The following is a 15164-nucleotide window of genomic DNA, read 5'->3' as shown; positions in this document are numbered from 1 at the left end:
ATGGATTACGGCACATACAGAGGCATTTTAACTCTGGTAATTTTGGTACTGTTTTTAGTGATTGTTGTGTGGGCATATAGCAAGCGGTCTAAGCGCCGTTTCGACGACGCTGCTAATGCCATTTTTGAAGACGAGAAAAAACACAACAACACTATCTCTAACGAGGAAAAGGAGTCTGAAAAATGACTAGCTTTTGGAGTATTTGGGTTATTGTACTAACCCTAGCATGTCTAGCTCTGATTTTCGGCCTGCTGATTTGGAACCTGAAAAACTATGTGGGTGTCAAAGAAGGCGAAAGCTGTGGTCACGAGTTCGACGGAATTGAGGAACTAAACAATCCACTGCCTAAGTGGTGGACTTACATGTTCTTCGCAACGTTTGTTTGGTCAGTATACTATCTGGCTGCTTATCCAGGTCTTGGTAACTTCGCTGGTTTCTTAAACTGGACGAGCTCTAACCAAGGTGTTACTACCTTAGCTGAGTCTAAAAATGCGATAGCTGAAGCACATGAAAGTGGTCAGTGGGTACAGCTTGATAAAGAAGTTGAAGCAGCTGAAGCTCGTTTTGGTCCTATCTTCCAAGAGTTTGCAAAGCAGGATGTACTAACGCTTGCAAAAAATGAAGAAGCACTTGAAATCGGTCAGCGTTTATTCTCGCAAAACTGTGCACAATGCCACGGCTCAGATGCTCGTGGTGGTGCTGGCTTCCCTAACCTAACTGACAAAGACTGGTTATATGGTGGCACACCTGACAAAATCAAAGAAACACTACTTAAAGGTCGTGTTGCTGCGATGCCACCTTGGCAAGATGCGCTTGGTGATCAAGGTATTAAAGAGATGACCGCCTATGTGCTAAGCCTTTCCGGCCGTACGGTTAACCAGAAAGACGCTGATGCAGGTAAAGCTAAATTTGCAATGTGTGCCGCATGTCACGGTATGGATGGCAAAGGCTCTGTTGCACATAATCTGCCATTTGGTGCACCAAACTTAACCGACAATATCTGGCTATATGGTGGTTCTCAACGTGCAGTTGAAGACACACTTCGCCACGGCCGTGCAGGTGTAATGCCAGCGTGGAAAGATATCTTAGGTGAAGATAAAGTACATCTTCTAACAGCTTATGTTTATAGCCTATCACAAGACCAATAAGCTTAGCTTTTAGTATATTATTTGAGATCAAAAAAGCCTCCATTTGGAGGCTTTTTTTTAGGTATTTACTGTAACTTACTGTAGAATATGGGCAAGTTTTATAGCCATGTGAGCAACTATGAACCCTACCCCTTGGTATAAGAATTTTTGGCCTTGGTTTTTAATTTTCTTCCCACTCGTTACTGTTGTTGCCTGTATTTTCCTCATCACATTTGCAGTCGGTAATGGTCCTGATATGGTCGTTGATGACTACTACAAAAAAGGTAAAGCAATCAATCTCGAGCTGAGTAAATTTGATAAAGCAAAGGCACTCTATTTACATGGTGATCTGAAAGTAGCTGAGCAGAAAGTCACCTTTAAATTTACAAAAGGTGATGCTTCTAAAGTACATGCTTTAAAACTCTCCTTTTACCACCGCACCATAGAGAAATACGACTTTTCTGTCACTCTAACCAAAAACGCCAGTGGCGAATTTACGGGTTTATTTGATGAGCCACATAGCGGGGCATTTACCGTATTTATTGAACCTATGGATAGTAGTTGGAAAATGAAAGAGAAAATTCAACTGCCACATGATGGTATTATCGCGGTCACTCCACAGTATAAGTAAGCTGCCATGGCAAATTCGTGTTTTCATTGTTTGGAGCCTATTCCTAAGGGGTTTGTAGGCTCGGTTACCTTTGAGGGTAACGCACAACCGGTTTGCTGTATTGGCTGCCAGGCCGTTGCTGAAACCATAATTTCTCAAGGTATGAGTGACTACTACACTTACCGCACAGAAAGTGCAGGTAAAGTTGAAGAGCTCGTACCTGAGCAACTAAAAATGCTACTCAGCTATGATAATGACGAGATCCAAGAGGACTTCGTCGAAATTAGCGGTGAGCATAAAGAAGTACTTCTCAGTGTTGAAGGGATAAGCTGCGCCGCTTGTGCTTGGCTTATCGAAAAGCAACTGCTAGCGCTTGGCGGTATCATCCGTGTTGATGTTAATACCTCTACCCATCGCGCCATGATTGTATGGCAAGATAAGCACGTTAAGCTAAGCGATATCATCAAATCCTTAATGGAAATAGGCTATAAGGCATACCCGTTTCAAGCCGATGAAGAAGCCGCACAGAAACAAGCCGTAGCAAAAGCATATATTCGTCGTTTAGGTGTTGCTGGCCTTATGACTATGCAAGTGATGATGTTTGCATTTGCCATGTACTTTGGCATGTTTTCAGGTATGGAAGAGGACTTTGAACAGTACTTTCGTTGGATAAGCCTCGTGCTTGCCTCCCCTGTTATTCTATATTCAGCAATGCCATTTTTAACCAATGCAGTTAAAGGTCTGAAAGCTAAACAACTGAATATGGATCTTCCTGTTTCACTTGCTATATTCGGGGCCTACGGCGCCAGCACTTACGCTACTTTTATGGAAGTCGGCGAAGTCTATTTTGAATCCATCTGTATGTTTACCTTCTTGCTGTTGTTAGGTAAATATCTTGAGTTCAGAGCCAGACTCAAAGCCAGTGAGTTTACAGCGAATCTACAAAAGCTGCTGCCATTAACCGCCAGAAAGGTTGATGAGAATAACAACGAACAACATATTGCCGCCAAGAAGCTAAAACTGAACGAGCTGATATTAGTTAAGGCTGGAGAAACTATTCCTGCGGATGGCTTAGTGATTAAAGGCCATACCACCGTTGATGAGTCGATGATGACAGGCGAACATTTGCCAGTTAAAAAATATCAAGGCCATCAAGTGTATGCAGGAACCGTGAATCATGACGGTGTAATTACGTTAGAGATCAATAAAATTGGGCAAAATACCCTGCTCAACCAAATTATTCGACTACAGCACAATGCACTCACCAAACGCCCTAAGTTGGTGGAAATCACCGATAAAGTTGCGCAATGGTTTGTTGCCTGTCTATTAGTTTTTGCCTCAATTACCGCCATCGGCTGGTACCCTATTTCACCAGATAAGGCGTTTTGGGTCACGATTTCGGTGTTAGTGGCAACTTGCCCTTGCGCATTGAGCCTAGCTATACCAACCGCACTTACCTGCGCCGTTGCATCACTTACGAAAAAAGGAATTTTGATTAAAGAGGCTCATGTCTTAGAAACGGCCACCAAACTGACTCGTGTTGCTTTTGACAAAACAGGTACCCTTACCGAAGGGCGTTTCTCAATTAAACACATTGAGTTACTGCAAACGGAATATAACGAGCAACAAGTCTTAGATTTCGCAGCAGCGTTAGAGCGCTTTTCTGAACACCCAATCGCTCGTGCATTTGCGCATATCACCCCAACCGAAAATCTAGTTCAAGACGTCGAAGTCGTGGCAGGCTCAGGTATTCGTGGTCACTGGCAAGGTGTCAATATTGCCCTTGGGAAGAGCCATTGGTTTGATAACCACGCGTCATTTGCTCAAGCTACCTTGTTCATTAACAACAACGCAGTTGCAGATTTTTACTTCAATGACAAAGTAAAAAACAATGCAGAAACAGTGGTTGAACAGTTACAACAAGCGGGTCTTACATGCCACATGCTAACTGGGGATAGCTCTAATGCGGGCAAAGAGTTATCGCAGCAGTTAGCCTTAAATAGCTACCAAAGTGCTTGCACACCAGAGATTAAGCAACAAGCAGTCGAAGCTTGGTCCAAACAAGGCGAGATTGTCGCTATGGTTGGTGATGGTATTAACGACAGCCCAGTATTCAATAGCGCTCACTTGTCAGTTGCGATGGATACCGGTGCTGATATCTCAAAAAATACCGCAGATGTGGTGCTGTTAAATAGCGATTTAAATGCCATTTTGGCCCTCCAACAGGTTGCTAAACAAACGCGCAGAATAGTAAAGCAAAACCTCACTATATCACTTTTATATAACGGCTCAATTTTGCCTCTCGCTGCACTCGGCCTCATTCCACCTTGGATTGCAGTCATAGGTATGTCAGCCAGCTCGATCATCGTGATCGGTAATTCATTAAGGTTATTAAAGCTATGAGTATCATCTACGTATTAATACCTATCGCCATTTTATTCGTCATTATTGCTATTGGTATTTTCTTTTGGGCAGTAAAAAGTGAACAATTTTCAGATTTGAATAAACAGGGCCACAGTATCTTATTCGATGACGATAAAACACAAACAAGTGATCAACCGTCAAAACCATCAGCAGACAAGAGCAACAACGACAACTACCATGAATGAAATAAGCTTGCTAAGCGCATTTATAATGGGACTTGCAGGAAGTGGCCACTGCTTGGTGATGTGTGGCGGTATTGCCAGCTCGCTACAACTGGCGAGCAAGCAGCTTTCTGCGGTTGTTGTTACTCTGTTTTACAATATCGGACGCGTCTCAAGCTATGCACTTGCAGGCAGCCTTGTCGCCCTACTCGGGGCAAGTCTCGCCAAGCAAAACACATCACTCGCCATTATATTACAATTGATGAGTGGTATTTTTATGGTGCTTGTCGCTATCTATGTAATGCGCTTAGCCAGCACCTTGAAATGGCTAGAGTCGTTTGCTAAAAGCTTAATTTGGCGCCATATTGTTAAGCTCAATCGCTACTTAGTTCCTGTCAATACAAAAACTAAAGCGTTTTGCTACGGAGCCTTATGGGGGTGGCTACCTTGCGGTCTAGTATATTCAGCTTTAACATGGACATTACAAGCCCAATCACCTTTCGAAGGAGCACTTATTATGCTCGCTTTTGGAGCGGGTACAATGCCTGCGCTTATCGCAATTGGACAATCAGCTCAACTGCTACAAAATTTTATAAATCATGTAGCTACTCGTATCATTATGGGTAATTTATTGATTTGGTATGGTGTTTACCTAATTATCATTGCAACTGATAAGTTAGTACATTAACCTATCCCTATCTGAGCAAACTCATCATTTAAGATTATTGGTTAACATTTTGAGATTAGGAGCTCCAATTGATAATCACATTTTCTTTCGCGTGTCATATGAGTTTGTAGCGCTCTGGAACACCAAAGTCAGTATGCTTTGATGTTCAGGTGCCTTAACGTGCGTCATAGACTTATGGAAATTTTATGGACTTAAGTAATCAAAACCGCTCAAAGAGCCAATGCACAATCAGCTGCAATAATTGCAGTATCAGTCAACTTTGTCTCCCGTTTTCGCTTAATGGCAGCGAAATGGACAAATTAGATGAAATCATTGAACGTAAGAAACCACTGCATAAAGGGGATTTCCTTTTTGAGTCAGGCACGCCATTAAATGCCATCTTTGCTGTTCGTTCTGGTTCATTTAAAAGCTACACATTGTCCGAACAAGGTGATGAGCAAATCACAGGATTTCACCTTGCAGGCGATCTCGTAGGCTTTGACGCCATCAATAAAATGCAGCATCAGAGCTTTGCGCAAGCTTTAGAAACTTCCATGGTATGCGAAATCCCTTTTGACACCCTTGATGAATTAGCGGGTAAGCTGCCTAAGTTACGTCAACAGATCATGCGGTTAATGAGTAGTGAAATCAATTACGACCAAGAGATGTTATTATTATTGAATAAAAAAACTGCTGAAGAGCGCTTAGCAACTTTTATCTATAACCTTTCCAATCGCTTTGGCGAACGTGGTTTTTCCCGTAAAGAGTTCCGCTTTACGATGACGCGCGGTGAAATTGGTAACTACTTGGGTCTTACAGTAGAAACGATTAGTCGTTTACTCAGCCGCTTCCAAAAAGCAGGAATAATAAAGGTAGAAGGCAAGTTTATTACCATTATTGATGCTGCAGCCCTAGCTGAAACAGCCGCGATTACATCTTGATTTAGAACAAACTATTTACCGTTAAGACTTTATCCTTAGATAGGATCGGTTACACTCAATAAGGTCAGAGGTGAAAAAGCTTCTGATCTTATTTGTATACCGTTTTAAGGAGATAGTCGTGGATAAAATCAAAAGTATACTCACAGTAATAGATCCAACCAAAGAGCGCCAAAATAGCTTAGAACGCGCTATCAATCTTGCCAAACGTACCGGCGCAACCATCACTGCATTCATGTCTATTTATGACTTCTCCTATGAAATGACCACAATGTTGTCTAAAGACGAGCGTGAAGCAATGCGTGAAGCGGTAATTAAAGACAGAGAAGCATGGCTCGCCGACATGATTAAGGGATTTTCCGATGTGAGTATCCAAACTAAGGTACTGTGGCATAACCGCCCCTACGAAGCAATTATCAAAACCGTGCTCACGCATGATTATGATTTGGTCATTAAATCGACGCATCAACACGATACGCTAAAGTCAGTTATCTTCACCCCGACCGACTGGCATTTAATTCGTAAATGCCCTGCACCACTATTGCTGGTTAAGGATCATGCTTGGCCAGATCAAGGAAACATTATTGCAGCTGTAAACTCTGTCAGCGATAACGAGCAACATCAACAACTCAATAAACGTATCATTACAGACGCCCAGTTTTTGTGTGAGTTGGCCAACGCCAAATTGAGCCTTGTAAATACCTACCCGGCAACACCAGTCAATATAGCGATTGAAATCCCCGAGTTTAACCCATCGCAATACAATGAAGCCGTTAAAAAGCACCATGAAGACGAAACGTTTGCACTCGCAGAAACTTATTCAATAGATAGAAGCGACTGTATCATCAAAGAAGGTCTACCAGAGGACGTTATTCCCTACGTTGCCAAAGATAAAGATGCTGAGCTGGTTGTCATTGGCACTGTCGGTCGCACTGGGCTGAGTGCAGCGCTTGTTGGCAATACTGCTGAGCATGTTATTGATAGCTTAGACTGTGATGTCTTAGCACTAAAGCCAGACGGCTATAAATCCCCATTAGAAGACTGAGCCAGCGCGCAAGTTAATTGAATGTGCGGCTATAATACATAGTCGCACATTCACTTTATGTATACCTGGCAAGCCAGAAATAAAAGTAAAATGCTGATAAGCAAAATATCGGCAATGTCGCCAGCTGTGCACTCGTTATACTTTTAGACTTAGTGCGCTTGTATGTCATCATCACACCGGTAAACGACAGTCCGGTTAATGCGAAGCCAAACACAAACCATATAAGCTTAGAAGTGATCCCCGCAAAATAACCAAAGTGTAATGGATCTGCATACTCGTTAAGATAGTTTCCCCACGCCATATTTTTAGGTTGCTGTATTGCTAAAACCTCTAACGTTGTTGCGTTTATATAAACCTTGTGCGCTCTATCTCGAAGTAAAGGGTTTGTACTCATTCCTTGAAAGCGCAGTACCACATTATCTGCTCTTGGCAATTGTATCGTTGTTATCGTCCAATTAGGAATGGCATGCTCCGCCTTCTCAAAAGCGCTTTCAAATCTCTTTGCAGAGAGCATGTTAATGTTTTCTAGCGCTGTAATATGCTCAACTTTTGGAGCCGGAGGCTCCAAACTCGCACCCGCTACCCGTGCAGAAAACTCATATAGATACCAAATACCCGTGATTATTATAAGCGCAGTAAACCACAATCCCCATAAGCCAAAAACCTTATGCAGGTCACTCAAAAATACTCTTGTACCTTGTACCACTCTCAAACGCCAAAGCGCAACTTTCCAATTTCGTGTGGTTTTCAGTCCAGTGTAGACAGAGATCAGTAAAATGAATGCAAAAGCGGTAACAATTGGTAGTCCGGGCATTGCCGGCATAAATAGGTAGCGATGCAAGTCTCTAAAAAAGCGCTGTATTGTGAGTAATGGAATATCACCTGTTACTTCATGGGTCCATTGGTCGACGTGAACATACCTATCACTTTTAGCCTCGAAAGTTACCCTTGCACGATAGGTAAAGTAGTCACTTCCCATTGTGCCCAATGTAATAATTCGGCCTTCAGGATAGCGCTCAGCTATCGACGCATACATGTTTCTCCACGATGCCGCCGTTTGCTCTTTTATCTCTTCGGGCTTTTGACTCGCACGCATTTCGTCAAAAATAAGCCAATCTAATTCATTTGAAATGGTTGCAATTGTGCCCGTTGCGAGGATCACAAACATGACCGCCGCTAATTGAAAGCCTACCCAGGCATGTAAATCATATAGCTTGCGTAGCCGCTTTCTTTGTCTAGCTTTGTCTGCCATCTTGATCCTCTTAAAGGTCGACTTTCATTCCCATAAGCTCGGATAACTTACCGAGCCTCAGGTCAACTTAAGCATTACCAGTTGTAGGTAAACTCCAAGAAAGCATTTCGTGGCTCACCAGGAAAGTGTCCTGTGCGCTCTAAAAAACCCGACTCTGCATATTCTTTATCGAATACGTTTTCAACTCGGAATAGCACACTGTAGTTATCTAGTTCCCAAATAATGGAGGTGTCAGCGACGAAATAGGAATTTAGAGTTTGACCAGATAAACTAAGTTGCTCATCCACGTAGTTACCGCCAACTGCGAAAGCCAAATTCCACTCAGGGATCTGATATCGAGTCCACACCCCAAACTGATTTTCAGGGGCGTTGGCAAATTTATCGCCAACACTATTGCGGATCCCACCAGCGCCATTGTCAGCGGTGATAGTCGCATCATTATAAGCATAGGCTAGGCTTACTACCCAGTCAGGAGTCACGTCGGTGATCAACTCGATTTCTAGACCTTTACTCGTGATTTCCCCAATTGGCGCTAAATTATCAACCCCATCTTGCTCAGGATCTGTACCTGTATTTTGTAGCAAGTTTTGCCTTGTTATCTGATAACCAGCCACTTTTAGCAATGTACTTCCGTTAAATAACTCTGCGTTAAGCCCAACTTCAATGATATCACCTGTCGTTGGCTCAAATGGACCACCCGCTTTTTCATCCTGGCTGGACACGCCTTGAGGTTCGTAAGAATCAGCCCACTGTGAATACAACGAGATATCATCAGATAGCTTGTAGATACCACCAATTCTGAAGCTGACATTGGTATCATCAAACTTACTGCCATTGGCATCGTCTTCAAACTGGTCATAACGAACGCCTGCTACAAACGTTACTTTCTCCCAGGCGAGCTCGTTGAGTACATACGTGCCATTACGCTTTTGTTTTGTTGTACTTTCTGGCGCAAACTTCACATTGTATTGATTTGCCTGCGTTTCTCCATAATTAGGATTGTAGAGAGATAAAGGCAAAATATCCGAGTCTAACGAGGTACCATTTAGATAACGTGTGACAAAGTCATTAGAGGCTGACGCTCGACCCAACAACGCATCCTCTTCCCCTGAATATATATCTAATCCAAATACGGTACGCTGCTCAGCGCCAAATACTTGAGTTTCGTAAACAAAATTAGCAGCAAAAGATAGCTGAGACTGGGCTCTTAGTTGATCTCGGAACTCACGTGCGACCAAATCGATTTGACCATCTTTATTGCTATCGATGAGTGCTCTTGGTTCATGATAATTTTGTTCTTGTTCATTATCTATATAGCGGAACGCAACGTTGTAGCTTAGTGATGGACTTAAATCCCCAACAACACTCGCTTGCAATACATCTGAAGTTAGATTTAAAAAGTCTGTAGGCTCATTGTGGTTCCACGATGGTGTAGTTAAAAACTCACCGTCATCGCCAGCGGGGACACCGCGTAAGCGATTCGCGTCCAAGTCCTGCTTGTAATGCGTGTATTGCAAAATCAAACGAGCATCATCAAAATCATAAGCGTAACCTGCGTCTACAATTGCCACTTCGCTGGCACTATTATCACGGTAGGTATCTTGTTGTTCGTAAAAGGCTCCGAGACGAATGCTTTGTGCTTGTGCTACTTCACCTGTCACTTCACCAGAAGCTCCGTAACGGCTATCTGTGCCCGCAATGATACGGGTATTTGCACTAAACTCAGATTGCGGCTTTTTAGTTATATAGTTGAATAATCCACCAGGTGCCCCGGGTCCATACAGCATACCGGCGGGACCTTTTAAAAAGTCGACACGCTCGACATTAAATAACTGCGGGACATTAAACCCCACATATGGGTCGCCTCTTAGACCATCAAAATAGATTTCTTCTTGACGAAAGCCGCGTGCAGTTACCCCTGCGTAACTAAATTGGCTTACCCCCGCGATATTACGATAGAGATCTTTGGCATCTCTTGCTGCTAGGTCACGGATCAGATTTGCATTGAGAGAGGTCACCATTTGGGTCGAGTTAAGTGGGTCAACCGCAAGCTTTCCTGTTGAAGATTCACCATTACGATATAAATTTAATGTACGGCTAACGACGGTTATTTTTTCGATATCCTGGTCTTTAAGCTTATCTTCTGACACTAGCTGCTGAGCTGATGCATGCAAAGACGGATACATAATCGCCAAAGCGATAAGGGATAGTTTTGATATTGTTTTCATTTAGAGCCACAACTTGGTTATTATTAAAGCGCAAGCAAATGATCACAATTATTAATTACACTTAAAATAACTTAGATGCATTTAATTGCGTTTTTTGCAAAATTAAGAGCAAGATATCTCATACTGAGATCGTTTCTCCGGCCGTATCTATAAATTAGGTGCGTAGAGTTAACAGGTAATTTAAAGTGAAAAGTTTTTAATCTGTTGGAGAGCAAAAGTAGTTAAGTTGTAGAGTACCAATTATTGACTTTTAGACTAGGCCTATCAGACCTAGTCTGGGAAATCATTGTTGAAAATTAAATATTGGTTACATCAATAAACAATGATTCGTCAATGTTTGTCGAGGAAACCACAGCTTCATTAAAGTCATAAGCCTCACGCTCACCGTCTCTATCTAGAGGCAAACTTTCGAAGTCAAAGAGTTCCGTGTCAGCCAGTTGGCTTGGGCTAACATTCTGAATTGATTTGAAAATATTCTCTACTCGACCCGGTGTTTTCTTATCCCACTCCACCAACATAGATTTAATGTTTTGACGTTGCAGGTTTTCTTGTGAACCACATAGGTTGCACGGAATAATAGGAAAATCCTTATGTTCAGCGTATTGAATAAGATCTTTTTCACGCGCATAAGTGAGCGGGCGGATAACCACATTACGACCGTCATCAGAGCGTAGCTTTGGCGGCATCGCTTTCATTCTTGCGCCGTAGAACATGTTTAAAAACAGCGTTTCAACAATATCGTCTAAATGATGACCCAGTGCGATTTTAGTTGCGCCAATCTTTTCCGCAAATGAGTACAAAGTACCACGACGCAAGCGTGAACAAAGGCCACAAGTCGTTTTGCCCTCTGGTACTTTTTCTTTTACGACTGAGTAGGTATCTTTATCAATGATGTAATAAGGAATGTCTAACGTTTCGAAGTACTCTGGTAAGATATGCTCAGGAAACCCCGGCTGCTTTTGATCCAGATTAACCGCTACCACATCAAAGTGAATTGGTGCCGCCTTTTTTAGGCTAAGTAAAATATCTAGCATGGCGAATGAATCCTTACCACCGCTGATACAAGCCATCACCACATCGCCTTCTTCGATCATATTATAATCTTTGATGGCGTTGCCGACATTACGGCGCAGACGCTTTTGCAGCTTATTAAACTCTAAAACTTCTTTGCGATTATCTTGCTCTGTCATGGTGTTAGGTGCCGTATTCATACTTACTCAACTGTGTACTGTGGGCGTTATCGCGCTAGTACATTACTACATCAATTATGGGGCGCCGATTATACGTGAAATTGAGATGAGGTAAAATACAAAAATGGCGCCGTCCTGAGCGCCATTGTTGGGAGCTAATAAATTAGAGGCCGAATACCACTTTTTCACTTTTTAGCATGCGACTGCTCAGGTAAGTGAAAATTGCAAACAGCCCCAGCGTGACCGCGCTCGACAATAATAGTTGCGGTACTGGTATTGCATTGCCTTTAATGATTTCAATCATGGCGTTTTGCTGCGCTGCGATCGGCATCCATTGCATAATGTCGGTAGCAATATCATAGGTCGTAGCCATGCTCATCATTACCGGAATGAACAACGCCATCGCCACATAAGATTGCGCTTCTTTAAATGATTTAGCTAAGAAAGAGATAAATATCAATAAACTGGCAGACATTAACGCAATAGGCAGGCCAATTATAATTGCTGAAATAATAAATTTAGGACCTATGACCACCGTAAAGCCCATCACCTCCCAAGGCACCATATTATATGCAAACTTAGATATTATGGTGGTTAACACTAGGGCAATAATAGAGAAACCTGCGATTGCCCCCACTTTAGCTAACACAATATGCATGGTACTGATCGGGTGGCTAAGTAAAAGCTGTAAAGAGTTGCGCTCTCGCTCCCCTGCACTACTGTCAATTGCCATACCCATCGCCGCATAAAATAGTGAAATAATAATAGATAATGTTGCGATACCTAATACGAAGCCCCCTTTAGAAGTTGGTGTCGCTTGGTCATGAGTTTGGACATCAATCGCACGGGCAATTGTCGGATCGATACCACGCGCGACTAACCGCAATGAAGCAACTTCACTGTTGTATAACATGAGGTTACGCTCAAGTCGGTTAATTGATGAACGTAACTTTTGCTCAGATTTATCAGCGATGATAAATACCGTCGCGCTCTTACCTTGCGTCATATTCTCTTGGTAATCTTCGCTGATCTCCAAGGTAATGGCTTTAACCTCTTCGCCTTCACCATGTTCAATTTCTTTACTCGCTAAAAATTGTACTAAGTTAGGCGCATTCTCTGCGTTATTAATGGTGATTTTGAGTGCATCAGGCGAAGCCATTTGCTTAAACATGACGGTAAATAATACACACATTAGAATAGGTGCACCGATGCAATAGTAGAGGCCAGCCATCACCGAACGTTTGTCACGGCTTGCGTCTAACACTTCTTTTTTAAATAAAACTGAGATTAATTTCATCATGCTGCAATTCCTTCATCTGTACCTATCAGGGTAATGAAAGCTTCCTCAAGCGACGCTTTACCTGTTTGTTCACATAGGGCCTCTGGAGAACCTTCCGCGACGACTTTGCCTTTCGCCATGACCACCACATGATCACAAAGTGCTGCAACTTCTTGCATCACATGGCTAGAAAATAAGACACAGTGACCTTGCGCCTTAAGCATCAACAACAAATCTCGTAATACTCTCGTACTCATTACATCTAAACCGCGTGTTGGCTCATCAAGTACAATGTTTGTTGGTTTATGCACGATTGCCTGCGCCAACGCCGTTTTCATTCTTTGACCTTGTGAAAAGCCTTTACAGCGTCTGTCCGCGATATCCAACATTTGTAGCTTCTCTAACACTTCTTGCGTCGCGGCAGCGGCCGATTTTGCGTCCATGCCACTTAGTTCAGCATAAAACTGGGTATATTCACGCGGTGTCATGCGCTCGTAGAGTCCACACGGGTCTGGGAACAATCCTAATTGTTGTTTTGCTCTGGTTGGCTCTTTAGCAACATCAATACTATCGATAGACGCAATACCTTGATCAGCTTGGAGCAGACCAAATACGGTCCGTAAACAAGTTGTTTTACCTGCTCCATTTGGTCCCAATAGTCCCGTAATTTGACCATCACGAGCGGTAAATGATAGCCCGTCTAGCGCGTTCACTTCACCAATCTTTTTATATAAGTTATCTACTTGGATCATGAGTTACTCCTTATCAGCGGTTGCTGGGCCGTTTATGTTCATAAAGAATTGTTTGCGTGTGTCTTCTTCAAGACAGTTAGTATCAAAGTCTCCCACTGTCTTTTCATCGTAAAACTTAGCAATGAGTTTATTAGCACAGCTTTGCCCTGCGACAATATGCGTAGCCGTTGGCGCAACTAAGTGCGTGGCATTGCTTAATTTTTCCATCGCAACTTCTGCCCACTTAGCAGGCGTTGCTGGATCTAACCCGCCAGAAAGCAGTAAGGTTGGAATATCGGACGCAACGGGTTCATAGTAACTACTTGGCACCGGACTCACATTCCAAATTGGGCACGTCGCATCCAGTCCTGTGATCATCATCTTACCCATATAGTTTTCACTATATTTGGCTTTGTCCGCAGCCGTTAATCGTGGCCAATCTTCCCCACATACAATCGCCTGATGCATCCCCATAGCCAACCCAAGACCGTCCTCACTTGGTGCCATCATGCCGACGAGTGGAGCTAGGTTACCTTTAGCCGCTTCACTAATAGCAAGCGGCACCAATGCACGGAAGGAATGAGAGTAAAGCGCCATCCTAATCGCACTATATAACTTCATTTTAGTCATCGTCATCGCAAGCGGTTTGCTGGTTCTTGGGTGAAGTACAGACGCCTCTATTGGCGTTTGCTCTACTTGATTAAGCAAGCTCTGCCATTGCTGCTTTAGATTCGGATAACTATTTGCACACTTTTTATCAGCTTCACATTGTGTAAAGAGAGCGTTCAATGAGTCTTCTATCGCGCCGCCAATCGCCATTAAACTTTGGTTATTGGGTGCAAGACCATCTAACACGGCCGATGCAACACTATCGGGGAACTGTCTCATATACTCAAGTGCGATGCGTGTTCCATATGAGCCACCATATAAGTGTAATTTGCTATAGCCAAGCGCGTCTCGTACCGCATCAAAGTCTTTTGCTGCTGCAACCGTCGTATAATCGGAAAGATCTGTGTTTAGCTTTTCTTTACACTTAAGGGCATCTTCTTTGTAAAAATCGAGACCCAACAAAGTATCATTTAGCGCAAATTGTTGCTCAAGATCATCCATATCGCATTGCAAAAGATTAGATTTTCCGGTTCCCCGTTGGTCAACAAGTATAATGTCTCTGCTTTCTCTCGCGTATTTCAGAATTCTTTCAAAGTTTGCTGCGATTTCGGTGGCTGACTGCCCAGGCCCCCCTGCAAACGCAATAATCGCTTCTTGTGGGTAAAGCGGCTTGATTGCTGGAATAACCATAAAGTGAATATCAATTTTTTGTTCCGTTTTGCTTTCACTTAATGGTTGCGAGATTTTTCCGCATTGCGCTCTATCGCTGAGGCCTTTTGCATAACAAGCGGATAATTCTGCAGTTGATGTAGCCGCTTGTGCTGACAATGCAGCTCCTAAAATGAGAGGAAGCAGCGCTAGCTTTACTAAGCTTTTCTTAAACTTAAATGGCTTTTTCATAGT

The 15164-nt window shown here is 42.9% G+C and carries 14 protein-coding genes; 8 read left to right on the top strand and 6 right to left on the bottom strand.

Going from position 1 to position 15164, the window contains the following annotated elements:
• The 8 genes from DRB05_RS07250 to uspE all read left to right on the top strand — a co-directional run bounded on the left by DRB05_RS07250 (position 1) and on the right by uspE (position 6972).
• The gene (locus DRB05_RS07250) at positions 1-186 is read left to right on the top strand and encodes a cbb3-type cytochrome c oxidase subunit 3 (protein ID WP_099028747.1); all 186 of its coding nucleotides are present in this window, start codon (positions 1-3) and stop codon (positions 184-186) included.
• Positions 183-1148 carry a cytochrome-c oxidase, cbb3-type subunit III gene (gene ccoP / locus DRB05_RS07245; RefSeq protein ID WP_128726339.1) on the top strand — a complete coding sequence of 322 codons (966 nt, stop codon included), beginning with the start codon at positions 183-185 and terminating at the stop codon, positions 1146-1148. The genes DRB05_RS07250 and ccoP overlap by 4 nt, the downstream gene beginning before the upstream one ends.
• A gap of 118 nt (positions 1149-1266) precedes the next feature.
• Positions 1267-1758, top strand: a complete 492-nt coding sequence (locus DRB05_RS07240) for a FixH family protein (RefSeq protein WP_128726338.1) — start codon at positions 1267-1269, stop codon at positions 1756-1758.
• A 6-nt stretch (positions 1759-1764) separates the two neighbouring features.
• Complete coding sequence (locus DRB05_RS07235) at positions 1765-4140, top strand: heavy metal translocating P-type ATPase (RefSeq protein ID WP_128726337.1); 2376 nt, start codon at positions 1765-1767, stop codon at positions 4138-4140.
• On the top strand, positions 4137-4346 hold the full coding sequence (ccoS, locus tag DRB05_RS07230) for a cbb3-type cytochrome oxidase assembly protein CcoS (RefSeq protein WP_128726336.1): 210 nt from the start codon (positions 4137-4139) through the stop codon (positions 4344-4346). The genes DRB05_RS07235 and ccoS overlap by 4 nt, the downstream gene beginning before the upstream one ends.
• Positions 4339-5010, top strand: coding sequence for a sulfite exporter TauE/SafE family protein (locus tag DRB05_RS07225; RefSeq protein ID WP_128726335.1), 672 nt, complete (start codon positions 4339-4341; stop codon positions 5008-5010). The genes ccoS and DRB05_RS07225 overlap by 8 nt, the downstream gene beginning before the upstream one ends.
• Positions 5011-5195: 185 nt before the next feature.
• Positions 5196-5930, top strand: a complete 735-nt coding sequence (locus DRB05_RS07220) for an FNR family transcription factor (protein WP_128726334.1) — start codon at positions 5196-5198, stop codon at positions 5928-5930.
• 118 nt (positions 5931-6048) lie between these two features.
• Complete coding sequence (gene uspE, locus DRB05_RS07215; RefSeq protein ID WP_128726333.1) at positions 6049-6972, top strand: universal stress protein UspE; 924 nt, start codon at positions 6049-6051, stop codon at positions 6970-6972.
• Between the two features lie 55 nt (positions 6973-7027).
• Here the strand turns inward: uspE and DRB05_RS07210 are convergent, their stop codons facing one another.
• From DRB05_RS07210 to DRB05_RS07185, 6 genes are all read right to left on the bottom strand, one after another.
• Positions 7028-8224, bottom strand: a complete 1197-nt coding sequence (locus DRB05_RS07210) for a PepSY-associated TM helix domain-containing protein (protein WP_128726332.1) — start codon at positions 8222-8224, stop codon at positions 7028-7030.
• Positions 8225-8298: 74 nt separating this feature from the next.
• A complete protein-coding gene (locus DRB05_RS07205) occupies positions 8299-10452 on the bottom strand; it encodes a TonB-dependent siderophore receptor (protein WP_128726331.1) in 2154 nt (717 codons plus the stop codon).
• Positions 10453-10748: 296 nt separating this feature from the next.
• Entirely contained in the window at positions 10749-11642 is an 894-nt protein-coding gene (ttcA, locus tag DRB05_RS07200; RefSeq protein WP_010373971.1) for a tRNA 2-thiocytidine(32) synthetase TtcA, read from the bottom strand.
• 163 nt (positions 11643-11805) lie between these two features.
• Complete coding sequence (locus DRB05_RS07195) at positions 11806-12942, bottom strand: ABC transporter permease (protein ID WP_128726330.1); 1137 nt, start codon at positions 12940-12942, stop codon at positions 11806-11808.
• Positions 12939-13673 carry an ATP-binding cassette domain-containing protein gene (locus DRB05_RS07190; protein ID WP_128726329.1) on the bottom strand — a complete coding sequence of 245 codons (735 nt, stop codon included), beginning with the start codon at positions 13671-13673 and terminating at the stop codon, positions 12939-12941. Before DRB05_RS07190 ends, DRB05_RS07195 begins: the two co-directional genes overlap by 4 nt.
• Before the next feature lie 3 nt (positions 13674-13676).
• Complete coding sequence (locus tag DRB05_RS07185; protein WP_128726328.1) at positions 13677-15161, bottom strand: alpha/beta fold hydrolase; 1485 nt, start codon at positions 15159-15161, stop codon at positions 13677-13679.
• Positions 15162-15164 lie beyond the last annotated feature (3 nt).

This window comes from Pseudoalteromonas sp. A757 (assembly GCF_004103285.1).
Taxonomy (GTDB): Bacteria; Pseudomonadota; Gammaproteobacteria; order Enterobacterales; family Alteromonadaceae; genus Pseudoalteromonas; species Pseudoalteromonas galatheae.
Note: the sequence above shows the minus strand (reverse complement) of the source record. Positions and strands in the feature narration are given on the sequence as shown.